Source organism: Citrobacter sp. wls716, assembly GCF_005280975.1.
Lineage (GTDB): Bacteria > Pseudomonadota > Gammaproteobacteria > Enterobacterales > Enterobacteriaceae > Citrobacter > Citrobacter youngae.
This window is the reverse complement of the sequence record NZ_SZWX01000025.1, coordinates 268309-292408: the sequence shown is the minus strand read 5'-3', so window position 1 is coordinate 292408 and position 24100 is coordinate 268309. Positions and strand designations below refer to the sequence as shown.

Genomic DNA, 24100 nt, shown 5'->3' with positions numbered 1-24100 from the left:
ATAAAATGGTTATTGCTTTCTGTTTGTATAAATATTTCCCTTTTGGTGGGTTACAGCGTGATTTTTTGCGTATAGCGTCGACAGTCGCATCACGTGGACATCATGTTCGGGTTTACACACAATCATGGCAAGGAAATATTCCAGACAGCCTGGAGATCATCATTGTTCCTGTGAGGTCATGCTCCAACAACGGGAAAAATGCTGAGTATCATCGGTGGGTAAGTAAACATCTTGAGAGTAATCCAGCAGATCGGGTTGTTGGGTTCAATAAAATGCCTGGATTAGATGTTTATTATGCTGCTGATGTCTGCTACGCAGAAAAAGTCGCGCAAGAAAAAGGTTTGCTCTATCGTCTGACACCAAGATACCGACATTATGCCGCCTTTGAGAAAGCAACATTTGCTGAGGGAAAATCAACACAGCTGTTGATGCTAACAGATAAGCAAATTGCGGATTTTCAGAAGCACTATCATACTGAGTCAACGCGTTTCCATATCCTTCCGCCGGGGATTTATCCTGACAGAAAATACAGCTCTCAGGCAGAAAATTGCAGAGCTAGCTTCAGGAAAGAAAATGATATCAGTGATTCCCAGTATTTAATTATACAAATCGGTTCTGATTTTACCCGTAAAGGTGTCGACAGAACTATCAAGGCGATTGCTTCCTTACCGGAAGCTGTCCGCAAACAAACGATTCTATTTGTTGTGGGTCAGGATAAGCCTGATCGCTATATAAAGCTGGCAACAGAGTATGGTGTTGCTGACAATATCAAGTTCTTCCCTGGCCGTAATGATGTCTCAGAGTTAATGGCAGCGGCCGATCTATTGCTTCATCCGGCATACCAGGAAGCCGCAGGGATCGTGCTGGTTGAAGCAATTGCAGCAGGTTTACCTGTCATAACAACGGCAGTTTGCGGATATGCTCATTATGTTAAAGATGCTGAGTGCGGCATTGTTATTGATGACCCGTTTGAACAAAAATTATTAAATGAAGCTGTTTATTTTTCTTTAACTGACTCAGAGCAGAGAAATGCATGGAAAGAGAATGCACGACACTTTGCTGATACTCAAGACCTTTATAGTCTACCTGAGAAAGCAGCTGATATTATTATAGGTGGTGCCCATGGTTGAATTAAAAGAACCATTTTTATCCTTGTGGAAAGGGAAAGATGCTTTTTCTGAAGTGCAGAAGCTGCAGGGAGAAACATTTAGACAGCTCGAAACGCGTAGAACGATAAGGTTTGAGATTGCAGGTAAAAGCTATTTCCTGAAATGGCACCAGGGAACTAAACTGAAGGAAGTTATCAAAAACTTGTTCTCTTTACGTTTGCCGGTACTCGGAGCTGATAGAGAATGGAATGCTATACACCGTTTGCAGGAACTGGATGTTGATACAATGCACGGTGTTGGTTTCGGGCAACAAGGTATAAATTCGCTCAACCGTATCTCATTTATTATAACTGAAGATCTGAGCCCGGCGGTTAGCCTGGAAGACTATTGTGCAGATTGGTTGGTGAATCCACCTTCGCGGAAAATTAAAATGGCATTAATTGAGCGTCTTGCCATTATGGTCAGAAGAATGCATCAGGGAGGCGTTAATCACCGTGATTGCTATCTCTGCCACTTCTTATTGCATCAACCGGCCAACTTTGAGGATAATACGTTCAAACTGTCGGTTATTGATCTGCACCGGGCTCAGATAAGAAATGCGGTTCCTGTTCGTTGGCGCAATAAAGATCTGATTGGTTTGTACTTCTCCTCGTTGAACATCGGGTTAACGCAAAGAGACTACTTCAGATTTTTGAAGATATACTTTGAAAAAGATATTAATAAAATTATTCGTGATGAGTCTGATCTCTTTGCAACCTATGCAAAAAAAACTGATAAAATTATTAATCATACATCAAAGAATAAACTATAAATATGAAATAATAGACTTTGTATAGCTACATAGAATAGTTAATTAAGTTTATTCAGCTGGCCAGCAATTGTTAACCTTTATTTCACAATGACTGTGCTGGCTTAATTATATTAGAGGGTTTGAACTCATGTACGTGCTGGTCATTTCGCTTCCTTTTGACGATGCCCGACGAAAACGCGTATCAGATATAATGAATGAATTAAATATCGAGTATTCGTTCGTTGATGCTATCTATGGGAAAAATTTGTCTGCCGAAGAAAAGCGCAAGATACCGTTAACTGACTTTCAGCACAGGGAAAACCATACGCCTACTGATGGTGAACTGGGTTGCTCACTAAGCCATATGAAGGCATTTAAACAGTTTGGGCAGAGTGGACAAGATTGGGTTTGTATTCTTGAGGATGACGCAATAATCGATCAGAATTTTAAGGAATTTATATCGACAATTGATGAAAGTGTTCTCAATAAAGATGCGTTATACCTACTTGGTGGGCAAGATGGTTTAAGGTATAAGAATAAAGTTGTCTTAAATTTGCTTAAACTCAAAAAAATTGGTGGCCAGACCTTCGGCAAAGTCATATTTGGTCATGGATATGTTTTGCGAGCCTGCGGTTATTTGATGAATTCGGTAACTGCTCAAAAACTTGTTTCCCGTTTTGAAAATAACTTTTTCATCATAGATGAATGGGCATATCTGATGCGTCAGGGATATTTTTCTGATATATACCTGGCAAACTTTGTCCATCATCCTGAAGAGTTGTCCGGGAGCTGGTTAGAGAAAGAACGTAAAGAGATAAAGAGTCACAAGAAAAAGCAGAAATCACTTTTCAGACGTAAAATTTCATCCTCATACTGGCATGCCCGACGAATTATTCTTGGATTATGTTGGTGGAAGTAGATGAACGCAATAATGCTTAATCGTGGATGAAATACGATATAGTGCATAGTTTTAGTCAGCTGCAGATATGTTAAATAGCAAAGCGACTGTATAAGAACGAATTTAACATATCTGCGATATCTGAATAATTACAGCAGCGCTATGTGAGAATAAACTTGAGTGGGTTCAAGCAAAGCAAGCTTTCCTTCCGGGGCACGACATGTGACCTGATTCTTCCCGTATCCCCCAATCAACCCCGGGTCCGTAGGGCCATATAGCGTAACATTTGGCCGATCCAGTGCGGCGGTCAAGTGGCTTAATCCGGTATCAACGGATACCACAAATTTAGCGCCGGCTAATATCCGGGCTACATCCCCAAGACTCATTCGCGGTAAAACATCTACGTAATCAAATCCTTCTGCCAGTCGTCTGGCTCGCGCTTCTTCATGCGGAGCCCCCCAGGGGAGCTTAATACGTATTTCTGAGTGATTTAATAAGCCAATGAGCTTCCGCCACTTCGCTTCCGGCCAGTGCTTGTCATCACGAGTGGTGGCGTGCAGGAAGACGGCATACTGCCCTGCATCGGCATTGTGTTCATTCAGAAAATGCTGCGCAATAGCGTAATCCCCCTGCGACTGGGATTTGGTATATCCCAGACTTTTCGCGAACAGCTCACGAGTACGTTCAACAGCATGCTGTTGTTTGGCGATATGATGCTTACGGTTATAAAACAGACTCGCCAGCGGTTCGCGCGCGGTACTCCAGTCCATACCATGCTTAATGCCATGCGCCAGACGTGTGACCAGCGCGGCGCTTTTTACCAGCCCCTGCGCATCGATAACCACGTCATAGTTCTGTAAACGCACCGCCTCGCGAAAAGCTTTGCGCTCAGCTTTAATGGGGGCGGAAAACCAGGCTTTACGCCAGCGGCGAATCGCCACCGGGATCACACGGTCAACGGTCGGATGCCAGGAGGGGATTTGAGCAAACCCTTCTTCCACTACCCAATCAAACTGAATATCCGCAATGGCCTGCTGCGCATCTGTTAATGCGGGCAACGTATGCAGTACATCGCCCATTGACGATGTTTTAACGATCAGAACCCGCATCCGTCAGACTTCCTCTTGTAACAACAGGTCATTCAGTTCTTCCAGTACGCGCTGAGGTGTGATGTCAATCAGGCTCTGGTGATACCCTTGTGCAGCATCCCCCTTACGCACTTTATGATAGCCCGTAATCAGGCGAATCACGCGAGCTTTGTGGGAGAGTGGTGGAGTGAAATCCGGGCTACTAGGGCCATACAGAGCGACCAGCGGACGATTTAGTGCGGCAGCCACGTGCATCAAACCGGAGTCATTGGTGACCACGGCTTTGCAGGCGGCGAGCAGAATAACGGCCTGCTCCAGCTGCGTTTCGCCCGCCAGATTACGACACCAGGCCTGCTGCTCAACGCTTAACGTTGCCAGGATTTCATTTCCGGCTTCATGATCTTTTGCCGAGCCAAACAGCACAATCTGATGACCTTCGTCGATCAGCTGTTTTGCCAGTTCAGCATAATGGTAGTGTGGCCAGCGTTTCGCCGGACCAAATTCCGCACCAGGGCAAAAACCGATGATGGGGCGTTCGGCAGAAAGGGAGAACTGACTACAGGTCAGAGACTTTTCACCTTCACTGACCTGCAATTGTGGCCACAGCAGAGGCTGCGGCAAATCTTTAGCCGACAGCATCACGCCTTTATCGTAGGCCAGGGCCACATAGCGTTCGACCATCAGCGGCCATGCATCTTTATCCAGCACGCGCGCATCGTTGAGCAGGCCGTAGCGCATTTCGCCACGCCAACCGGTACGATGAGGAATACCCGCGAAGAAGGGTACCAGTGCGGATTTAAACGAGTTCGGCAGGACATACGCGCGATCGTAGCGTTTATCACGCAAACTGTGGCCCAGTTTGCGGCGCTCGCCAATCTCCAGCGCGCCGTGTCCCAGCGGCATGGCGATGGCGTCGTTGACTTCAGGCATACGCGACAGCAGCGGACGGCACCATGCAGGTGCCATCACGTCGATTATGGCCTGGGGATAGCGCGCCTTGAGCGTGCGATAGAGACTTTGCGACATCATCATGTCGCCCACCCAGGACGGGCCAACCACCAGAATCCTCATTGATTGCCTGCCTTATGCGTCGCGGTTCAGCCAGGCCATATATTCCGTCACGCCTTCGGCAACGGTCTTGAACGGTTTGTCATAGCCCGCAGCGCGCAGGTTAGTCAGATCCGCCTGAGTAAATGCCTGATAGCGGCCCTTCAGTTTTTCCGGGAACGGAATGTACTCAATGCTGCCTTTTTTGTGGTATGCCAGCGTGGCATCCGCGACGGCCTGGAAAGACTCTGCGCGACCAGTACCGAGGTTAAAGATGCCGGAAACCCCGTTTTCCAGGAACCACAGGTTTACTGCTGCAACATCGCCGACATAGACGAAATCACGTTTGAAGTTTTCACTTCCTTCGAACAGCTTGGGTGTTTCGCCGTTATTGAGCTGAGTATTGAGATGGAAAGCGACGCTCGCCATGCTGCCTTTGTGACCTTCGCGCGGTCCGTAGACGTTGAAATAACGGAAGCCAACGATCTGAGAATTTGCTTCTGGCAGGATCTGGCGTACATATTCGTCGAACAGGAATTTTGAGTAGCCATAGACGTTCAGCGGCTTTTCATATTCACGAGATTCGATGAAGTCAGAGGTACGACCGCCGTACGTTGCTGCAGAAGAGGCATACAGGAAAGGAATTTCACGCTCCAGACAGTAGTGCAGCAGCTCTTTGGAGTATTGATAGTTGTTGTCCATCATATACTTGCCATCCCACTCGGTAGTGGAAGAGCACGCGCCTTCGTGGAAAATCGCTTCGATATCGCCGAAATCTTCCCCGGCCATAATCTGGATCAGGAAGTCTTCCTTATCCATATAGTCAGCAATATTCAGATCCACCAGATTCACAAACTTGGTGCCGTCTTTCAGGTTGTCCACCACCAGAATATCGGTGATGCCTTTGTCATTCAGGGACTTAACGATGTTGCTGCCGATAAAGCCCGCGCCGCCGGTAACGATGATCATAAATGTAACCTTCGAATTATGGAGTCAGAGACAATCTCAGACACGAATACCTCTAATCATATCACTACATGGCTTTGGCTTCAGCAGTACGTCGCGTCATGTGGCGTGTGACATGTGTACTGATTATTGCTTCAGTCATTCTTAATTGAAATAGTTAGGGTCTGGTGGTGTATGATTCACGTCGTAAATGGATGTTCAGGCGCGCGGTGCCGGCTTTTTCGGAGCCATCAACGAATGAATAAGCAAGGTAAAGCACTGTGTTGGGACTGACAATAGTCGTTGGAATGAAAATAATATATGCAACTTAAGAAGATAATTATTACAGGTTATGAAACCAGTGGCCTCGGAGGTATGGAGACGGTATGTATTAATTTGGTGAAGCTGCTGCGAACGCAAGACCCTGATATTGATGTCTCTTTTGTTTTTTTTAAGAAAAATAATAATAGCAATGTCAATAATGACTGGCTCACAGGGCAGCGCTATTGTCATCTATCTTCTAATATAAAAATAACTAAATTAAGAAGGCTAAGTTTTGCTTATGGTTTGCGAAAAATTATTCTTCAGGAAAGTCCAGATATAATTGTTTCCCTGGATACGCTTTCATGTTACATCAGTCACGTTGCAAGGAAATATACAAGCAAGCAGGTGAAAATATTTTCATGGTTTCACTTCTCTATTTTTAACTTCTACAAAAATAATTATAAGAAAAAAATCAAGTATATTAATAAAGCTGACTATCATCTTTCAATTAGCTCAGGGATAACTCAGCAGCTCATTGAGATGGGAATAGAAAAAAGCACTATTGCAACGATTTACAATCCCGTTGCGCGATGCGATATCCGTATCCCTACCCCTGAGAAGCATGCCCGGTTTGTGTATGTAGGCAGGGTTGTGGCAGATGGACAGAAAAATGTACGCAGTCTTTTCAACGGGTTGGCTAAACTAAAAGGGAAGTGGTCCTTAGATATTGTCGGCACCGGCCCGGATGTTGATACCTTAACGGCATTAGCTGAAACGTTGGGGATTAGTGGAAATATTCACTGGCATGGTTGGCAGAAATCACCGTGGGAATATATTCAAAATACGCTAAAAAATATCACCTGCCTGCTGCTAACTTCTCATTTTGAAGGTTTCGTTATGGTTCTGGTTGAAGCCAGTGCTCACGGTGTTTATGCCATTAGCTCTGATTGCGAAACGGGGCCTGCAGACATTATCAAAGAAGGGATAAACGGTAATTTATACCCTACTGATGAACCGGAAAAATTTGTTTCCTTGCTACAAGGGATTGTTGATGGAAAAGCGTTGCCTGCCGGCGAACAGATTCAGCAGGCGATTGAGGAATTCTACGAAGATAACTATATCATTAAGGTTAATAAGGCCTTTGCTATGGCAGGATTTACTCTGGCACCGTCATCAGCATCTCAGGCCATTGATGACGCGACAACGTAAGTCAGGTTGTGATGCCAGGTCTGTCATTCCTGAAAGGTTATGTGGGTACACGTGATTTATGCTGCATTTTAGACAAGTCATGATGAGTCATCTCGTACAAACCAATAGCATTGGGTAATATGTGCTGAAATTTGCCCAGTCTGGAGAATTGCAATGCGTGGGAATTTTTATAAGCAGTTAACGAACGATCTGGAAACCGCACGCGCGGAGGGGTTGTTTAAAGAAGAGCGCATTATTACGTCTGCTCAGCAGGCTGATATCACCGTGGCTGACGGAAGCCATGTTATTAACTTTTGTGCGAACAACTACTTAGGGCTGGCTAACCACCCGGAACTGATTGCAGCGGCAAAAGCGGGTATGGATTCTCACGGATTTGGTATGGCCTCGGTGCGCTTTATTTGTGGCACTCAGGACACCCATAAGCAACTGGAGCAAAAACTGGCGGCATTCCTGGGTATGGAAGATGCCATTCTTTACTCTTCCTGTTTTGATGCCAACGGCGGCCTGTTTGAAACGCTGTTGGGCGCAGAAGATGCCATTATCTCTGATGCTCTGAACCACGCTTCTATCATTGATGGCGTTCGTCTGTGTAAAGCGAAGCGTTTCCGCTACGCCAACAACGATATGCAGGAACTGGAAGCGCGTCTGAAAGAAGCGCGTGAAGCAGGCGCCCGCCACGTATTGATCGCCACCGATGGCGTGTTCTCTATGGATGGTGTGATCGCTAACCTGAAAGGCGTATGCGATCTGGCGGATAAATACGACGCGCTGGTCATGGTTGATGATTCCCATGCCGTCGGTTTTGTCGGTGAAAATGGTCGTGGCTCCCATGAATACTGTGACGTGATGGGTCGTGTGGACATCATCACCGGCACGCTGGGCAAAGCACTCGGCGGCGCATCTGGTGGTTACACTGCGGCACGTAAAGAAGTTGTTGAGTGGCTGCGTCAACGTTCCCGTCCGTATTTGTTCTCTAACTCACTGGCTCCGGCAATTGTTGCTGCTTCCATTAAGGTGCTGGAGATGGTTGAGGCGGGTAGCGACCTGCGCGATCGTCTGTGGGCGAATGCGCGTCAATTCCGTGAGCAAATGTCCGCAGCAGGCTTCACGCTGGCAGGGGCCGATCACGCGATTATTCCGGTAATGCTGGGTGATGCGGTTGTTGCGCAGGCGTTTGCCCGCGAACTGCAAAAAGAGGGGATTTACGTTACCGGATTCTTCTATCCGGTGGTTCCAAAAGGCCAGGCGCGTATTCGTACCCAGATGTCTGCGGCACATACCCCTGAGCAGATTACGCGTGCAGTCGACGCGTTCACACGCATTGGTAAACAACTGGGCGTTATTGCCTGAGGATGTGAAATGAAAGCGTTATCCAAACTGAAAGCGGAAGAAGGCATTTGGATGACCGACGTTCCTGAACCGGAAGTCGGCCATAACGATTTGCTGATTAAAATCCGTAAAACAGCCATCTGCGGGACTGACGTTCACATTTATAACTGGGATGAATGGTCGCAAAAAACCATCCCGGTTCCAATGGTTGTAGGGCATGAATATGTCGGTGAAGTTGTTGGCATCGGCCAGGAAGTTAAAGGCTTCAAAATCGGCGATCGCGTTTCCGGTGAAGGCCACATTACCTGCGGACATTGCCGTAACTGCCGCGGTGGCCGTACTCACCTGTGCCGCAATACGACCGGTGTCGGCGTAAACCGTCCAGGCTGTTTTGCACAATATCTGGTGATCCCGGCGTTTAACGCCTTTAAAATCCCGGACAATATCTCCGATGATTTAGCTTCCATCTTCGATCCATTCGGTAACGCGGTACACACGGCGCTGTCGTTTGATTTGGTTGGCGAAGATGTGCTGGTTTCCGGTGCGGGTCCGATTGGCATTATGGCTGCAGCGGTAGCGAAGCACGTTGGTGCTCGCCACGTAGTGATTACAGATGTTAATGAGTACCGTCTGGAGCTGGCGCGTAAAATGGGCATTACCCGCGCAGTCAACGTCTCGAAAGAGAACCTGACCGACGTGATGGCCGAGCTGGGGATGACCGAAGGGTTCGATGTGGGTCTGGAAATGTCTGGGGCGCCGCCAGCGTTCCGCACCATGCTGGACACCATGAATCACGGTGGCCGTATTGCTATGCTGGGTATTCCGCCATCTGATATGTCCATCGACTGGACGAAAGTTATCTTTAAAGGACTGTTTATTAAAGGTATCTACGGTCGTGAGATGTTTGAGACATGGTACAAAATGGCTGCACTGATCCAGTCTGGTCTGGATTTGTCGCCGATCATCACCCATCGATTCTCCATCGATGAATTCCAGCAGGGCTTTGACGCGATGCGTTCAGGCCAGTCAGGGAAAGTGATCCTGAGCTGGGATTGAATGCGCAAGGTGCATTCAATGTTAATTACGGCCAGATATCGCTATCTGGCCGTATAAACCATAGATTTTATTTTCCGCGGATCTTTCTGGATAACGATCTTATATTTTCTTTAAGCAGGATGAGTTTATAAATTAACCCTCTGCCTTTAACGTTAATATTATATTTTCGTTGTAATGCCAGAATGTCATTTGCCTGGCAGACCTTCATATTTCCCTTACAGGACAGGTCAATAATCCTTAACTCACCCGTTGGTGTGCGAATGAAATTCCCTGGGTGAATGTCATTTGATGCCAGTCCGGCCTTGTGAAGACGCAGTACGCATTGCTTTACCTCGTCAGCATTCTGCTGGTTAATTTCCCTTAAAGGAACCCCTTCAATATATTCATGAATAGTATAAACATCATGGCACTGGCGAAAACGTGTTTTCTCAGCAGCATAGTAGAGATCGGCAGTACAGATGCGCATTTCCGGCGGGAGCCTGTCCAGCTTCCTGATCAGCCGGGAATAGAAAGGGCCGGAGGTAAAGTTCTGTAATTTTTTCTCAAATCGTGGATCAACTTCACGGTCGTTTTTGATGATAAATTTTTGTGAGTTGTACTCGACCAACTCCACACTGCGCAATGCGTTACCACTGCTCAGCGGTTTGCCACTGATTTCTTTTTTGATGTATTTATTCATCAGTGACTTAAGGTCTTTTCTGGTCTCTTTGCAATAGACCGTAAAACCTTTTTCGTGTGTCTTACTGATGGCCATCTTTTCCCTCAATATCAGCCTATAGAGTACGTTAATTCATAGGGATAGAGTATACAGGTTGTGTACCTCAATATGTAGACGATCTGAGCTATCATCAACCTGCTGAACGCAGGTGTAGCAGGGCATCTTTCTCAAACCGGACGCTTTCGCTGCAGCGTTTCTGCCCATAAATACGTTCTAACCTTAATAATTCCTTAATGAAACTGTAGTAAAAGTCATCAGCGTAATGACAAACCTGGGTTAGTTAGCTGATGAGAAACTGCACAAATATGTTGAGTGTTATTATTCCGTTATATAACGTGGGTGATAGTTTTCGGGATTGCATGGAATCTTTGATCGCACAGACATGGACTGCGCTAGAGATCATCATTGTGAATGATGGTTCAACGGATAACTCTGTTGATATTGCACAACATTATGCGGATAACTATCCCCATGTACGGTTGTTGCATCAGGCTAACGCAGGGGCATCCGTAGCGCGTAACCGTGGCCTGGAAGCGGCCAAAGGGGATTATGTTGCATTTGTCGATGCCGATGACCTGGTTTATCCCAATATGTACGAAACCCTGATGACCATGGCAATTCAGGATGACCTGGATTTAGCTCAGTGTAATTCCGACTGGTGCATTCTTGAAACGGGGCACACCTGGCAATCAATACCGACGGATCGTCTTCGGTCTACGGGGGTGTTGACCGGCCCTGACTGGTTACGTATGGCGTTGGCTTCACGCCGCTGGACACATGTGGTCTGGATGGGAATTTATCGCCGGGATGTTATTGAGAAAAATAAAATAACATTTATTCCGGGGTTACATCACCAGGATATTGTCTGGACGACGGAGTTTATGTTTAACGCTGTACGAGTGCGATATACCGAGCAATCTTTATATAAATACTTCTTACATGATCAATCAATCAGCCGTCTTAAACGACAAGGTTTAAAAAATCTCAACTACCAGCGGCACTATATTAAAATTACGCGGTTATTGGATAGGTTGAATCGTGAATATGCCGATCGGATTACTATTTATCCGGAATTTCATCAGCAAGTTACCTATGAAGCATTGCGCGTATGCCATGCAGTCCGTAAAGAACAGGATGTGCATATTCGTCAGCGTATGATCGCAGAGATTTTTGTCTCTGGTATGTATAAGCGCATGATAACTAACGTCCGCAGTGCCAAAGTATTGTACCAGGCACTGCTATGGTCATTCCGTCTATGGAAATGGCGCGATAAAAAATCAACGCCTTCGCGTATTGCCCGAAAAGCGCTTAATCTACGTTAGCGTTCATGGTGCTGGGTGAAGATGTGTTCCCCCAGCCTTGCCACTGCAGTCTCATATACTGCACCAGCGTGCTTTGTGTGATGCTTTCTCCTAGCACGCTAAAGAATCGGCTGGCGTAAACCGGCTCCAGAGGTTGTTTCGGTTTGCACAGCTTCACCCCACGGAAAGGATTACGCGGCGCATCTGGCGTACCGTTTCTCGGTGGAGTGAGATTAGGTCTGGAAGTATCTACCTGCGGCTCATTAAGCAGGCTGCTCGGACGAACCAGCGTAATATCGGCTGGCAGGCTATACAGCATCTGCTGCAACACTCGTACCGTAGAAGGGTGGGGGTGCCCGATGGCAATCGCTGACCCGTTACGGCGAGCAAGATCGACTGCACGATTAAACTGACGGCGAATATCCGCTTCGTTTTGTGTATCGTCGAGGAAGACTTTGCGTTTGATGACCTTCACTCCGGTTCCTGCCGCCGCGCGCATGGCCTGGCTGTTGCCGATGGTCATACTGTCGAGGAAGTAGAGGTCGTAGCGTTCCAGAGCTTGCATCACCTTCTGCATGCCGAACAGGCTGGACGTCATCGCACTCCCCATGTGATTATTCAGTCCCACTGCATACGGCACTTTGCTTACCGCGTCGCGAATAATCCGTTCAATTTCTTCGCTGCTCATCTCCGGGCGTAACGTGTCTTTTTCCAGCGGTTGCTTGCTCAGTGGGGCCATCGGCAGATGGATCAACACTTCATGTCCACTGTTATGCGCTTTAGTCGCCATTTCACGCGCATGTGGCGCGTTTGGCAGAACGGCAACAGAGACAGTGGAAGGCATTGCCAGCACCTGATTTTCTGTGTGCGGACGGTAGCCGAAATCATCAATAACGATAGCAAGTTTGCCGGCGAAAACAGGTGTTGCGAATGCCAGCAGGCTGGCGAGTGAGAGCAAAGTACGACGAAACTGAGGCAAAACTTATCTTCCCAACCACGGCTGTGGATTGACTGCCTGACCCTGGCGACGAATTTCGAAATAGAGCGCCGGCCTGCCCTGACCGCCGCTGCTACCCACAAGTGCAATAGGCTGCCCGGCGCGAACCTGCGTACCGACGCTGACCAGCGCGCTCTGGTTATAACCGTAGAGGCTCATATCGCCTTTACCGTGCTCAACGACGACCACCAGGCCATAGCCCTGCAGCCAGTCCGCCAGAATGACGCGACCATCGGCGATGGCTTTGACTTCGGTACCTTCGGATGCGCCAATAACCATCCCTTTCCAACGTAGCTCACCTTGCAGCTGTTCGCCATAGCGATGCAGCGTTGGACCACGAACGGGCCAGAACGCCTGACCGCGTGGTGAACCTAACCCGCCGGTACGAGACATCAGTGATTTCTCGCTTTCGGTTGGCTTATAGGTCGAGCCTTTGCGTGATGCTTCCTGTTGCTTATCACGTACGGCCTGCGCCTCACGTGCTTCACGCTCTGCGCGGGCTTTCGCGGCGGCTTCGGCGCGAGCAATACTGTTGCGCAGGCGGGATTCGTTGGCGCGCATCTCGCCTAACTGCTGCTGACCTTGTTGAATCGACGACTCCAGACCCGCGAGCGTTTTCTGGCGTTCATTACGCGCCTGCTCCAGTTTCGCCTGCTGTGCACGCTGTTCGTACAGCAGCGTCTGCTGTTCGCTTTGCTTATCTTCCAGCTCAGCTTTCTGCGAGTCGACCTCTTCGCGGGTTTGCTTCAGCTGTGCGATAGTCTCCTGGCGCGCTTGGTTCAGATAGCCGAAATAGGCCTGCAGGCGTTGCCCGCGCTGAGTCTCTTCACCGCTGAGGATGAGCTGAATACCAGTATGTTCACCCTGGCGAAATGCAGCATCCAACTGGGCTGCCAGACTGCGCTCTTGCGCTGCCCGCTGCTTTTCCAGCTTCGCGAGTGCGGCATTCATCTCAGCGATTTGCGCATTCAGCTGTGCCAGGGAGTTTTGCGTTTCGCGTAGCTGCCTTGCGGCAACGGCGATAGCCTGTTCCTGAGCTTTAAGCTGAGCAAGGAGGGTGGCGCGTTGTTGTTGCTGTTGGCGTACCGCGCGTTCTTTTGCCGCGATATCGGCCTGAATGGATTTGAGCTGATCGCGCTCGTCCGCATGGGCGGAAAAGGCGCACAACAATACGCCAGCGCTAAGCGCGCTGGCGTAGAACAAGGGCCTGACTGAAAATTTACGCAGTTTCACGGCCCGAGTGATGGTATTAATCGCCTTTCCCCTCATGGGGAGGGATTATTCCACGATGAACAGCGGCTTACCAGTCATCTCTTGCGGGATTTCCATACCCATCAGCGTCAGCATGGTCGGGGCGATATCAGAAAGTTTGCCACCTTCAACTGCTTTGACGTTTTTACCACCGACATAAATCAGTGGAACCGGCAGGTTGGTGTGCGCGGTATGCGCCTGACCGGTGGACGGATCGCGCATTTGCTCTGCGTTACCGTGGTCTGCGGTGATCAGCAACTGGCCGCCAACGGACTCAACCGCTTTAGTCACCTGCTCAACGCAGTGATCCAGCGCTTCAACCGCTTTAACCGCTGCTTCCATCACCCCGGTGTGACCAACCATGTCGCCGTTCGGGTAGTTACAAATGATGGTGTCGTATTTACCGCTCTCAATCGCTGCAACCAGCTTCTCGGTCAGTTCAGCAGAGCTCATTTCCGGCTGCAGATCGTAGGTCGCAACTTTCGGAGAGTTGATCAGGATGCGGTCTTCGCCTTTGAACGGCTCTTCTACGCCGCCGTTGAAGAAGAAGGTCACGTGCGCATATTTTTCAGTTTCGGAAATACGCAGTTGCGTTTTTTCGTTCTTCGCCATCCACTCGCCAAAGGTGTTGGCCAGAGATGCTGGTGGGTAAGCAACCGCAGTTTTGATGTCTGCCGCGTATTCGGTCAGCATCACAAAGTTGAGGTTAACGACTTTCTTACGGGCGAAGCCGTCGAAATCAGCGTTAACAAACGCACGGGTGATTTCACGCGCACGGTCAGCACGGAAGTTCATGAAAATCAGCGTATCACCATCTTCCATAGCTGCATCTGCCTGACCTTCGGCACGGATCACGGTCGCTTTGACGAATTCGTCGTTTTCATCGCGGGCATAAGCAGCCTGCAGGCCTTCAACCGCCGTAGCGAACTGGAACTCGCCTTTCGCCAGCGTCATCAGATCGTAAGCCTGTTCCACGCGATCCCAACGGTTGTCGCGGTCCATAGCGTAGTAACGACCGATAATGGACGCTACGCGGCCTTTGCCCAGCGCGGCAAATTTCTCTTCGAATTTCTGCAGTGAATGTTCAGCGCTGCGCGGCGGGGTATCACGACCATCAAGGAAAGCGTGCAGATAGATTTTCTCAGCGCCACGTTCAGCGGCCATTTCTACCATCGCCATGATGTGATCTTCGTGGCTGTGAACGCCGCCAGCAGAGAGCAGACCCATGATGTGTACCGCTTTGCCGCTATTTTTTGCCTGGTCGACCGCATTGGTCAGCACCGGGTTAGCGAAGAAAGTACGCTCTTTAATTTCAACATCCAGACGGGTAAGGTCCTGATACACGATGCGGCCCGCGCCCAGGTTGACGTGACCCACTTCGGAGTTGCCCATCTGGCGATCGGGCAGGCCAACTTCCAGGCCAGACGCATCAATCAGGGTATGCGGACGTTTTGCCCACAGAGCATCCATTACCGGGGTTTTGGCATTAAAAATAGCGTTATCCTGGCTGTCTTCACGATAGCCGTAGCCATCCAGAATCACCAGTACCATAGGCTTTTTAGAAACCGACATTGCGACAACCTCACACTTAATAGATAAAAAATAATTGCGTAATTTTACTACAGCTGAATCGATAAAGTAGCCCCAGAAGATCAAATAATGAGGGATCGCGTGCCAGGGGGAACACTGATTTACATTTTTTTTTCCGTAGCGCCCCGCAAAAATGCAATCCAATGCACGCTCTGGCTGTATTTGCGCCAACGCGCAGGTATACTCCTTTCCTGGTTTTTTTAATCACTGAGTCGGGAGTTGTTACCCCCCATGCAAGAAATTATGCAATTTGTTAGCCGCCACCCTGTCTTGAGTATCGCCTGGATTGCGTTACTGGCGGCGGTATTGTTTACCACGTTTAAGAGCCTGACCTCAAAAGTGAAGGTAATTACACGCGGCGAAGCGACACGTCTCATCAATAAAGAAGATGCGGTGATTGTTGATTTACGTCAGCGCGACGACTTCCGCAAAGGTCATATCGCAGGCTCCACGAACCTGCTGCCGAGCGAAATCAAAGCCAACAATTTTGGCGAGCTGGAAAAACACAAAAACAAACCTGTTATTGTGGTTGATGGCTCTGGTATGCAGTGCCAGGATTCAGCAACTGCGCTGATTAAAGCCGGTTTTGAGCAGGTATCTGTACTGAAAGACGGCGTAGCGGGCTGGAGTGGCGAGAATCTGCCACTGGTTCGCGGCAAGTAATTTACCCGTCTTCTTTCGTACCGCTGGGTAAAAGAACACTGGAGATAAGTCATGGCCAATATTGAGATCTATACCAAAGCAACCTGCCCGTTTTGCCATCGCGCAAAGGCGCTGTTGAACAGTAAGGGTGTGAGTTTCCAGGAACTTCCGATTGACGGCGATGCCGTGAAGCGTGAAGAGATGATCAAGCGCAGTGGCCGTACAACGGTTCCGCAGATTTTTATTGATGCACAGCACATTGGTGGTTGTGACGACTTGTATGCGTTGGATGCGCGTGGTGGACTGGATCCCCTGCTGCGTTAAGGCGTACGGATAGTATTTAAAGGACAACACTAAAGGGTTTTCTCAACATGTCAGAACAAAATAACACTGAAATGGCTTTCCAGATCCAACGTATTTATACCAAGGATGTGTCTTTCGAAGCGCCAAATGCACCGCATGTTTTCCAGAAAGATTGGCAGCCAGAGGTTAAACTGGATCTAGATACCGCATCTACCCAACTGGCAGATGATGTGTATGAAGTAGTGCTGCGTGTCACCGTAACGGCTTCTTTGGGTGAAGAAACTGCGTTTCTGTGCGAAGTTCAGCAGGGCGGTATTTTCTCCATCAGTGGTATTGAAGGGACTCAGATGGCGCATTGCCTTGGCGCATACTGCCCGAACATTCTGTTCCCGTATGCCCGCGAATGCATCACCAGCCTGGTTTCACGCGGTACATTCCCGCAACTGAACCTTGCGCCGGTCAACTTTGATGCGCTGTTCATGAACTATTTACAGCAGCAGGCTGGCGAAGGTACTGAAGAACATCAGGATGCCTGATGAACCAAAGTAATGCTTCAATGACTGTGATTGGTGCCGGCTCGTACGGCACCGCTCTTGCTATCACCCTGGCAAGAAACGGCCACCAGGTTGTCCTGTGGGGCCATGATCCGAAACATATCGCGACCCTTGAGCACGATCGCTGCAACGTCGCGTTTCTCCCTGATGTGCCTTTTCCCGAAACGCTGCGCCTGGAAAGTGATTTAGCCACTGCGCTGGCCGCCAGTCGTAATATTCTGGTGGTGGTGCCGAGCCATGTCTTTGGCGAAGTGCTGCGTAATATCAAACCGCTGATGCGTCCTGACGCGCGGCTGGTCTGGGCGACAAAAGGTCTGGAAGCGGAAACAGGGCGTCTGCTGCAGGACGTCGCGCGCGAAGCGCTGGGTGATTCTATCCCGCTGGCAGTCATCTCCGGTCCGACGTTCGCCAAAGAGCTGGCGGCGGGCATGCCGACGGCGATTTCTCTGGCCTCGACGGACGACGCCTTTGCTGACGATCTCCAGCAGTTGCTGCACTGCGGCAAAAGCTTCCGCGTCTACAGCAACCCGGATTTCATTGGCGTGCAGCTTGGCGGCGCGGTGAAAAACGTCATTGCGATTGGCGCGGGGATGTCTGACGGTATCGGCTTCGGCGCGAATGCGCGAACCGCATTGATCACCCGCGGACTGACCGAAATGTCTCGCCTTGGCGCGGCGCTGGGTGCCGATCCTGCCACCTTTATGGGGATGGCGGGTTTAGGCGATCTGGTGCTGACCTGTACCGACAACCAGTCGCGTAACCGTCGTTTTGGCATGATGCTCGGCCAGGGTATGGACGTGCAGGGCGCGCAGGACAAGATTGGTCAGGTGGTTGAAGGCTACCGCAATACGAAAGAAGTTCGTGAATTGGCGCACCGTTTTGGTGTCGAGATGCCAATAACCGAGGAAATTTATCAAGTATTGTATTGCGGAAAAAATGCGCGCGAGGCAGCATTGACGTTATTAGGTCGTGCGCGCAAGGACGAGCGAAGCAGCCACTAGCCGTAAGGAACCGTTTCAATCTAACGACCCGACCCGCGAAGAACGGGTCGGTCGTTTTGCTACCTTCTGGAGTACGCAATGCCGTGTGAAGAACTGGATATCGTCTGGAAAAACATTAAAGCGGAAGCCCGGGCACTGGCGGAATGTGAGCCAATGCTGGCCAGTTTTTACCACGCAACGCTGCTCAAGCATGAAAACCTCGGCAGTGCGCTGAGCTATATGCTGGCGAATAAACTCGCTTCTCCGATCATGCCTGCTATTGCGATTCGCGAAGTCGTGGAAGAGGCCTACGCGGCCGATCCTGAAATGATTGCCTCGGCGGCTTGTGATATTCAGGCGGTACGTACGCGTGACCCGGCAGTCGATAAATATTCCACCCCACTTCTGTACCTGAAAGGCTTCCATGCGCTGCAGGCCTACCGCATCGGCCACTGGCTATGGCATCAGGGGCGTCAGGCACTGGCGATCTTCCTGCAAAATCAGGTCTCTGTTACCTTCCAGGTGGACATCCACCCGGCGGCAAAAATTGGTCGCGGTATTATGCTCGACCACGCTACAGGTATTGTAGTGGGCGAAACGGCGGTCATTGAAAACGACGTCTCTATTTTGCAATCCGTCACGCTTGGCGGGACCGGTAAAGCAGGCGGCGACCGTCATCCGAAAATTCGTGAAGGCGTGATGATTGGCGCTGGCGCGAAAATCCTTGGCAATATCGAGGTTGGACGCGGCGCGAAGATTGGCGCAGGTTCCGTCGTTTTACAGCCGGTACCCCCGCATACAACCGCCGCAGGCGTTCCGGCGCGCATCGTCGGCAAGCCTGACAGCGATAAGCCATCTATGGATATGGATCAGCATTTCAACGGGATTCATCATACTTTCGAATACGGCGATGGCATCTGATTTCGAGCTATCTTATTTGTCATCTTGAACCCGGGCTGTGCTCGCCATCCTCACGTACTGCGTGTATGCACAGGTCGGCAAGCGCGGTCCGTGTCCAACCTGACTGCGCCGATAACGCTCGAAAATAAACGGTAAATTCTTCCGTAGGTCGGATAAGGCGTCAGCCACCATCCGACATAAATCAACTGCGTAATACCGCGCCAGGATAACCTAACTGGCGCCAGGCCTCATACACCACTACTGACACCGCGTTAGACAGATTCATGCTGCGGCTGTCCGGCATCATCGGAATACGAATTTTTTGTTCGGCAGGCAACGCGTCGAGAATACTGGCAGGCAGACCGCGAGTTTCCGGGCCAAACATCAGATAATCCCCGTCCTGATAGCTTACCGCACTATGCGCTGGCGTACCTTTGGTGGTCAGGGCAAACAGACGTTGCGGGTTTTCTGCGGCCGCAAAGGCGGCGTAATCAGGGTGGCGCAGCACGGCGGTAAACTCATGGTAATCCAGCCCCGCGCGACGCAGGCGCTTGTCGTCCCAGGTAAAGCCCATTGGCTCAATAATATGCAGACGAAAGCCGGTGTTGGCGCAAAGACGGATAATATTGCCGGTATTTGGCGGGATTTCTGGTTCGAACAAAACGATGTTAAGCATACTGCCCCCTTAATAACGGGGGGCAGAATAGCAGATATTTAATTCACCCTCACGCGGCATCACCCTGGGCCAGAGGAGCCAATGCGGCAGGCAGGCTCTTGCCCAGTTCCTGTACCAGCGAATCGCGGCTGATTTCGCTAATGGTTTTTGCACCGGTCAGGGTCATTGCCACCTTCATCTCTTTCTCGATCAGGTTCAGCAGATTCGCCACACCAGCCTGTCCGTGTGTTGCCAGCGCGTACAGATAAGCACGGCCCAGCAGCACGCTATCGGCACCCAGCGCAATCATGCGCACCACGTCCAGGCCGTTACGGATCCCGCTGTCGGCCAGAATAGTGATATCGCCCTTCACCGCATCGGCAATGGCGGGCAGTGCGCGAGCTGAAGACAGCACGCCATCTAACTGGCGTCCACCGTGGTTAGAAACAACAATGCCATCTGCGCCAAAGCGTACGGCGTCGCGGGCATCTTCTGGATCGAGGATCCCTTTGATCACCATCGGACCCTCCCAGAATTCGCGGATCCACTCGAGGTCTTTCCAGGAGATGGACGGATCGAAGTTATTCGCCAGCCAACCGATGTAATCCTCAAGGCCGGTGGGTTTGCCAAGATACGTCGAAATATTGCCTAAATCATGCGGCCGACCGTTCAGGCCAACGTCCCATGCCCATTGTGGATGGGTGACTGCCTGCCAGTAGCGACGCAGTGCCGCATTTGGACCGCTCATACCGGAATGCGCGTCACGGTAACGTGCGCCGGGCGTGGGCATATCGACGGTAAAGACCAGCGTGGAGCAGCCCGCCGCTTTGGCTCGCTCCAGGGCGTTACGCATAAAGCCGCGATCGCGCAGGACATACAGCTGGAACCACATTGGACGCTTGATGGTCGGGGCGACTTCTTCAATTGGGCAGACGGATACCGTCGAAAGCGTAAACGGAATGCCTTTAGCATCAGCGGCGGCGGCGGCCTGAACTTCGCCCCGGCGTGCATACATGCCGCATAAACCGACAGGCGCGAGGGCCACCGGCATCGACAGTTTTTCGTTAAACAGGGTGGTTTCCAGACTGAGATCTGACATGTTCTTCAGCACGCGCTGGCGGAGTGCCACCTCTGATAAATCTTCCACGTTACGGCGCAGGGTATGCTCCGCGTACGCGCCACCGTCAATGTAGTGGAACAGGAAAGGGGGCAGAATGCGCTGGGCTGCGGCGCGATAATCGCTGGCTGCTGAAATAATCATGTGTTGTTCTCCCTGCTAATTTCATTATGGTCACCGGGCAGACGGGTGATACGCGCCTGGCGGGCCTGGTCTTCATCAAAGCGTTTAATGGTGGTATGGACAAAACTGAGGTGCGCCATCATCGCCTTCCGCGCGCCATCGGCATCCCCGGCGACAATCGCGTCCAGCACAGCAAGGTGTTGTTCTGTGAGCTGTGAAAATACCGGTGGCACCAGGTACATACGCTGGCGACTCTGTTTTACCGAAGACTGCAATACGTCGAAGAAACCGCGCATGGTCTGTAGCAGCACCACGTTGTGCGAGGCTTCAGCGATGGCAAGGTGAAAGCGAACGTCTGCTTGTGAAGCGAGATCCGGATCTTCACTTTGTGTGGCCTCGAAACAGAGCCTGATTTTCTCTTTGTCGGCGGCTGTGGCGCGCATGGCGGCGTGCCAGGCGGTGCTGGCCTCAATGGCGTGGCGGGCTTCGAGAATATCGAAGCTGTAATCAGGGTCGTCCGCCATCAGGCTTTTCAGTGGCTGAACGATGTTTTGTTCGGACCACGCTTCATGCTGCCAGCGGATAAACGTCCCACCACCACGACGGCTAATCAGCACGCCTTCACTTACCAGCTTTGCCAGCGCCTCGCGCAGCGAATTGCGCGACACGCCGAGCTGTACGGCCAGCTGGCGCTCGGCGGGCAACTTCATGCCCGCTTCCAGCTGTTGTTCTTCAATCAGCGCCCGCACACGAGATGCGACCTCGTCTGACAGGCGTCTGGGCATCACAATCATGGAATCATCCAGGTTAAGACATAGGCCTGCAGCGTGGTAATCACACCCACCATGCAGGTGAAAATCAGGCTGTGTTTGACGGTGAAGCGGAACAGATCAGACTCTTTGCCAACCAGTCCCACTGCCGCACAGGCGATGGCGATAGACTGCGGAGAGATCATCTTGCCGGTTACGCCGCCGGTGGTATTTGCCGCTACCATCAATACGTCAGAAACACCGATTTGCTGCGCTGCCGTTGCCTGTAGCGCTGCGAACAAGGCGTTTGACGAGGTATCAGAGCCCGTCAGGAATACCCCCAGCCAGCCGAGGAACGGCGAGAAGAAAGTGAACGCGCTGCCCGTGTGAGCCAGTGCTAACGCCAGCGTTGAAGACAGCCCGGAGTAGTTAGAGATAAATGCGAATGCCAGCACCATTCCGATGGAGTAAATAGGCAGCGCCAGATCTTTCAGCGTACTGCCAAAGGTCTGCAGAGCGGCGGAGGGTTTCATCTTCAGCCAGACGATAGACAGCAGCGCGGCAAACAGGATGGCGGTGCCGGTTGCCGAGAACCAGTCGAACTTGTACACCGCCGCGTAGGCTGTGGCTTCGTGTACCACCGGCGGCATGCGGGCTACCAGCTTATCGAGGAACGGAACCGGAATGTTGACGACCCAGTGGTACATCGCCCCGCCAGGGGCAAACAGCGCTTTAAACGGCGGGATGCTCCACAGTGTGACGGTGGCGGTCAGGAACAGGAACGGCGACCAGGCGCGGATGATTTGCCCGGCGGTGTAGCGGGTGCGCGACAGGTCCATATCGACCTGTGAAGCCCCCATATCGCCAAAACGGAAGATGCGTACCGGCTGCCAGCGCTTCAGGAACAGCGTCAGACACACCAGAGAAACCAGAGAAGAGATGATGTCCGGCAGTTCCGGCCCGATAAAGTTAGAGCTGAGGTACTGCGCGATAGCAAACGAGCCGCCCGCGACCATCACCGCAGGCCAGGTCTCTTTCACGCCGCGCCAGCCGTCCATAATCGCCATGATCCAGAACAGTACGATAATCGTCAGGAACGGTAGTTGGCGGCCAACCATCTGACCAATCTCAAAGCTGTCCAGCCCGGTGACCTGACCGGCAACCAGAATCGGAATGCCCATTGCCCCAAAAGCGACTGGCGCGGTGTTTACGATCAGGCACAAACCTGCTGCATACAGTGGGTTAAAGCCAAGGCCAACCAGCAGTGCGGCGGTAATCGCTACCGGAGCACCGAAGCCTGCCGCCCCTTCGAGGAATGCCCCAAAGGAGAAACCGACAATCAGCATTTGCAGACGCTGGTCTGGGGTAATCGAGAGTATCGAGGAGCGGATAATGTCGAACTGCCCGGTCTTTACCGAGATTTTATAGACGAATACCGCGGCGATAATGATCCAGGCAATTGGCCACAGACCGTAGAAGAAACCGTACACCACGGAGGCCAGCGCGTGATCGACCGGCATTTTGTAAAACAGCAGGGCGACCGACAAAGCGATCACCACCGTCCATGACGCCGCAACGTAGCCTTTCAGCTTGAGCTTAATCAGGGCGAAGAAAAAGAACAGGATGGGGAGCGATGCGATCAGACTGGAAAGCCAGATGTTACCGGCCGGGTCGTAGTTTTGTTGCCAGAGATTCATTGCAGGTCTCCTGGGGGCCGCTGACATAATGCAATGAGTCTGTGCTCATCTCTTCGTCACACTATGTGTAAAAGTGGCCCTGCCAATATTGTTGTGTAGGGGTAATGACAATGAATGGTTAATCAAATGTTATTTGTTGGCAACGGTGTTGTACGCACATTTTAATGAAATGTGAGGTATTGGTAGGATCTGACTGAAATTGGTAGGGCCAATTGCGAGGGGAAGCGAAGGACCGGGCAAGCGAGTGTTGCCCGGTGACAGATTAGAACTCGCTTTTCGCGAAGCCCGTCATCTCTTTCAGGCCCATTTCACGGCCAAGCTCGGTCATCGGGTGAACGACGATCAGGCCGCGCACGCTCTTCTTCAGCTTGCCCATGTCGGCCTGTTCTTTTTTGGTGATGGCACGACGGAACGGGAGTTTGCTGAGCTTTTGTGCTTCTTTGCTCAACTTCTGGCCGTGTACTTCACGCAGTCGTGCGATCTCAGTTTCCAGAGTTTCTTTCTCTTGCTCCAGCTCGGCATATTTGTCGGCGGCTTCAACCAGGGACAGGTCAGCCTGCTGGTGGCGGATAGCGTCAAGACGATCGCTCAGGCGTTTAATTTCGTTTTTTTCGACTTCTTTCATAGGATAGCTTCTGATAAAAATAGGATGAATATCCTATAGTATGCGCGCAGAGCGGGATTATTCACAACTAATCGAAGATAAATAATCAAATGCCGCAAGTATTATTAAGCTAATGGTAATGCTACTTTTTTGATTAATAAGGAACTTTAAGCGATAAGATTGG

General features: G+C 50.7%; 24 protein-coding genes. 12 read left to right on the top strand and 12 right to left on the bottom strand.

Annotated elements, in window-relative coordinates:
* Positions 1–5: 5 nt before the first annotated feature.
* The 3 genes from FDX24_RS09270 to FDX24_RS09260 all read left to right on the top strand — a co-directional run bounded on the left by FDX24_RS09270 (position 6) and on the right by FDX24_RS09260 (position 2818).
* Entirely contained in the window at positions 6–1130 is a 1125-nt protein-coding gene (locus FDX24_RS09270; protein WP_137364178.1) for a glycosyltransferase family 4 protein, read from the top strand.
* On the top strand, positions 1123–1920 hold the full coding sequence (gene rfaP / locus FDX24_RS09265; protein ID WP_137364177.1) for a lipopolysaccharide core heptose(I) kinase RfaP: 798 nt from the start codon (positions 1123–1125) through the stop codon (positions 1918–1920). The genes FDX24_RS09270 and rfaP overlap by 8 nt, the downstream gene beginning before the upstream one ends.
* A 127-nt stretch (positions 1921–2047) precedes the next feature.
* On the top strand, positions 2048–2818 hold the full coding sequence (locus FDX24_RS09260) for a glycosyltransferase family 25 protein (protein WP_048213713.1): 771 nt from the start codon (positions 2048–2050) through the stop codon (positions 2816–2818).
* Positions 2819–2946: 128 nt separating this feature from the next.
* Here the strand turns inward: FDX24_RS09260 and rfaC are convergent, their stop codons facing one another.
* From rfaC to rfaD, 3 genes are read right to left on the bottom strand one after another with little or no spacing between them, the layout of a single operon-like run.
* Positions 2947–3906 carry a lipopolysaccharide heptosyltransferase RfaC gene (gene rfaC / locus FDX24_RS09255; RefSeq protein WP_137364176.1) on the bottom strand — a complete coding sequence of 320 codons (960 nt, stop codon included), beginning with the start codon at positions 3904–3906 and terminating at the stop codon, positions 2947–2949.
* A 3-nt stretch (positions 3907–3909) separates the two neighbouring features.
* Positions 3910–4956 (bottom strand): ADP-heptose--LPS heptosyltransferase RfaF, encoded by a 1047-nt coding sequence (rfaF, locus tag FDX24_RS09250; RefSeq protein ID WP_048213711.1) that lies wholly within the window; start codon positions 4954–4956, stop codon positions 3910–3912.
* Positions 4957–4968: 12 nt separating this feature from the next.
* Positions 4969–5901, bottom strand: coding sequence for an ADP-glyceromanno-heptose 6-epimerase (gene rfaD, locus FDX24_RS09245; RefSeq protein WP_003827312.1), 933 nt, complete (start codon positions 5899–5901; stop codon positions 4969–4971).
* Between the two features lie 297 nt (positions 5902–6198).
* On the opposite strand from rfaD, the gene FDX24_RS09240 reads away from it, so the two are divergent.
* The 3 genes from FDX24_RS09240 to tdh all read left to right on the top strand — a co-directional run bounded on the left by FDX24_RS09240 (position 6199) and on the right by tdh (position 9735).
* On the top strand, positions 6199–7350 hold the full coding sequence (locus FDX24_RS09240; protein ID WP_121585210.1) for a glycosyltransferase: 1152 nt from the start codon (positions 6199–6201) through the stop codon (positions 7348–7350).
* A 153-nt stretch (positions 7351–7503) separates the two neighbouring features.
* On the top strand, positions 7504–8700 hold the full coding sequence (gene kbl, locus FDX24_RS09235) for a glycine C-acetyltransferase (protein WP_061066827.1): 1197 nt from the start codon (positions 7504–7506) through the stop codon (positions 8698–8700).
* A 9-nt stretch (positions 8701–8709) separates the two neighbouring features.
* Positions 8710–9735, top strand: a complete 1026-nt coding sequence (gene tdh, locus FDX24_RS09230; protein ID WP_005120462.1) for an L-threonine 3-dehydrogenase — start codon at positions 8710–8712, stop codon at positions 9733–9735.
* Positions 9736–9802: 67 nt separating this feature from the next.
* Here tdh and rfaY read toward each other — a convergent pair whose 3' ends face one another.
* Positions 9803–10489 carry a lipopolysaccharide core heptose(II) kinase RfaY gene (gene rfaY, locus FDX24_RS09225; protein WP_061066826.1) on the bottom strand — a complete coding sequence of 229 codons (687 nt, stop codon included), beginning with the start codon at positions 10487–10489 and terminating at the stop codon, positions 9803–9805.
* A 251-nt stretch (positions 10490–10740) separates the two neighbouring features.
* On the opposite strand from rfaY, the gene FDX24_RS09220 reads away from it, so the two are divergent.
* Positions 10741–11775 (top strand): glycosyltransferase, encoded by a 1035-nt coding sequence (locus FDX24_RS09220; RefSeq protein ID WP_048213707.1) that lies wholly within the window; start codon positions 10741–10743, stop codon positions 11773–11775.
* Here FDX24_RS09220 and FDX24_RS09215 read toward each other — a convergent pair.
* From FDX24_RS09215 to gpmM, 3 genes are read right to left on the bottom strand one after another with little or no spacing between them, the layout of a single operon-like run.
* On the bottom strand, positions 11762–12733 hold the full coding sequence (locus FDX24_RS09215) for a divergent polysaccharide deacetylase family protein (protein ID WP_048213706.1): 972 nt from the start codon (positions 12731–12733) through the stop codon (positions 11762–11764). The two genes, FDX24_RS09220 and FDX24_RS09215, sit on opposite strands and share 14 nt — an antisense overlap.
* A gap of 3 nt (positions 12734–12736) precedes the next feature.
* The gene (gene envC / locus FDX24_RS09210) at positions 12737–13996 is read right to left on the bottom strand and encodes a murein hydrolase activator EnvC (protein WP_231591591.1); all 1260 of its coding nucleotides are present in this window, start codon (positions 13994–13996) and stop codon (positions 12737–12739) included.
* A 33-nt stretch (positions 13997–14029) separates the two neighbouring features.
* On the bottom strand, positions 14030–15574 hold the full coding sequence (gpmM, locus tag FDX24_RS09205; RefSeq protein WP_137364175.1) for a 2,3-bisphosphoglycerate-independent phosphoglycerate mutase: 1545 nt from the start codon (positions 15572–15574) through the stop codon (positions 14030–14032).
* A 249-nt stretch (positions 15575–15823) separates the two neighbouring features.
* On the opposite strand from gpmM, the gene FDX24_RS09200 reads away from it, so the two are divergent.
* The 5 genes from FDX24_RS09200 (at position 15824) to cysE (ending at position 18992) form a co-directional block, all read left to right on the top strand.
* Positions 15824–16255 (top strand): rhodanese-like domain-containing protein, encoded by a 432-nt coding sequence (locus FDX24_RS09200; protein ID WP_005120473.1) that lies wholly within the window; start codon positions 15824–15826, stop codon positions 16253–16255.
* 51 nt (positions 16256–16306) lie between these two features.
* Positions 16307–16558, top strand: coding sequence for a glutaredoxin 3 (gene grxC, locus FDX24_RS09195; RefSeq protein ID WP_003024152.1), 252 nt, complete (start codon positions 16307–16309; stop codon positions 16556–16558).
* A gap of 47 nt (positions 16559–16605) precedes the next feature.
* On the top strand, positions 16606–17073 hold the full coding sequence (secB, locus tag FDX24_RS09190; RefSeq protein ID WP_003024155.1) for a protein-export chaperone SecB: 468 nt from the start codon (positions 16606–16608) through the stop codon (positions 17071–17073).
* Positions 17073–18092, top strand: a complete 1020-nt coding sequence (gene gpsA / locus FDX24_RS09185) for an NAD(P)H-dependent glycerol-3-phosphate dehydrogenase (protein WP_003024157.1) — start codon at positions 17073–17075, stop codon at positions 18090–18092. The genes secB and gpsA overlap by 1 nt, the downstream gene beginning before the upstream one ends.
* A gap of 78 nt (positions 18093–18170) precedes the next feature.
* The gene (gene cysE, locus FDX24_RS09180; protein ID WP_003024160.1) at positions 18171–18992 is read left to right on the top strand and encodes a serine O-acetyltransferase; all 822 of its coding nucleotides are present in this window, start codon (positions 18171–18173) and stop codon (positions 18990–18992) included.
* 181 nt (positions 18993–19173) lie between these two features.
* Here cysE and trmL read toward each other — a convergent pair whose 3' ends face one another.
* From trmL to FDX24_RS09155, 5 genes are all read right to left on the bottom strand, one after another.
* Positions 19174–19647, bottom strand: coding sequence for a tRNA (uridine(34)/cytosine(34)/5-carboxymethylaminomethyluridine(34)-2'-O)-methyltransferase TrmL (gene trmL / locus FDX24_RS09175; protein ID WP_048213704.1), 474 nt, complete (start codon positions 19645–19647; stop codon positions 19174–19176).
* A 49-nt stretch (positions 19648–19696) separates the two neighbouring features.
* A complete protein-coding gene (gene lldD, locus FDX24_RS09170; protein WP_137364174.1) occupies positions 19697–20887 on the bottom strand; it encodes an FMN-dependent L-lactate dehydrogenase LldD in 1191 nt (396 codons plus the stop codon).
* Entirely contained in the window at positions 20884–21660 is a 777-nt protein-coding gene (gene lldR / locus FDX24_RS09165; protein WP_048213701.1) for a transcriptional regulator LldR, read from the bottom strand. The genes lldD and lldR overlap by 4 nt, the downstream gene beginning before the upstream one ends.
* Complete coding sequence (lldP, locus tag FDX24_RS09160; protein ID WP_003837651.1) at positions 21657–23312, bottom strand: L-lactate permease; 1656 nt, start codon at positions 23310–23312, stop codon at positions 21657–21659. The genes lldR and lldP overlap by 4 nt, the downstream gene beginning before the upstream one ends.
* A 262-nt stretch (positions 23313–23574) precedes the next feature.
* On the bottom strand, positions 23575–23937 hold the full coding sequence (locus FDX24_RS09155) for a YibL family ribosome-associated protein (RefSeq protein WP_048213700.1): 363 nt from the start codon (positions 23935–23937) through the stop codon (positions 23575–23577).
* Between the last annotated feature and the right edge of the window lie 163 nt (positions 23938–24100).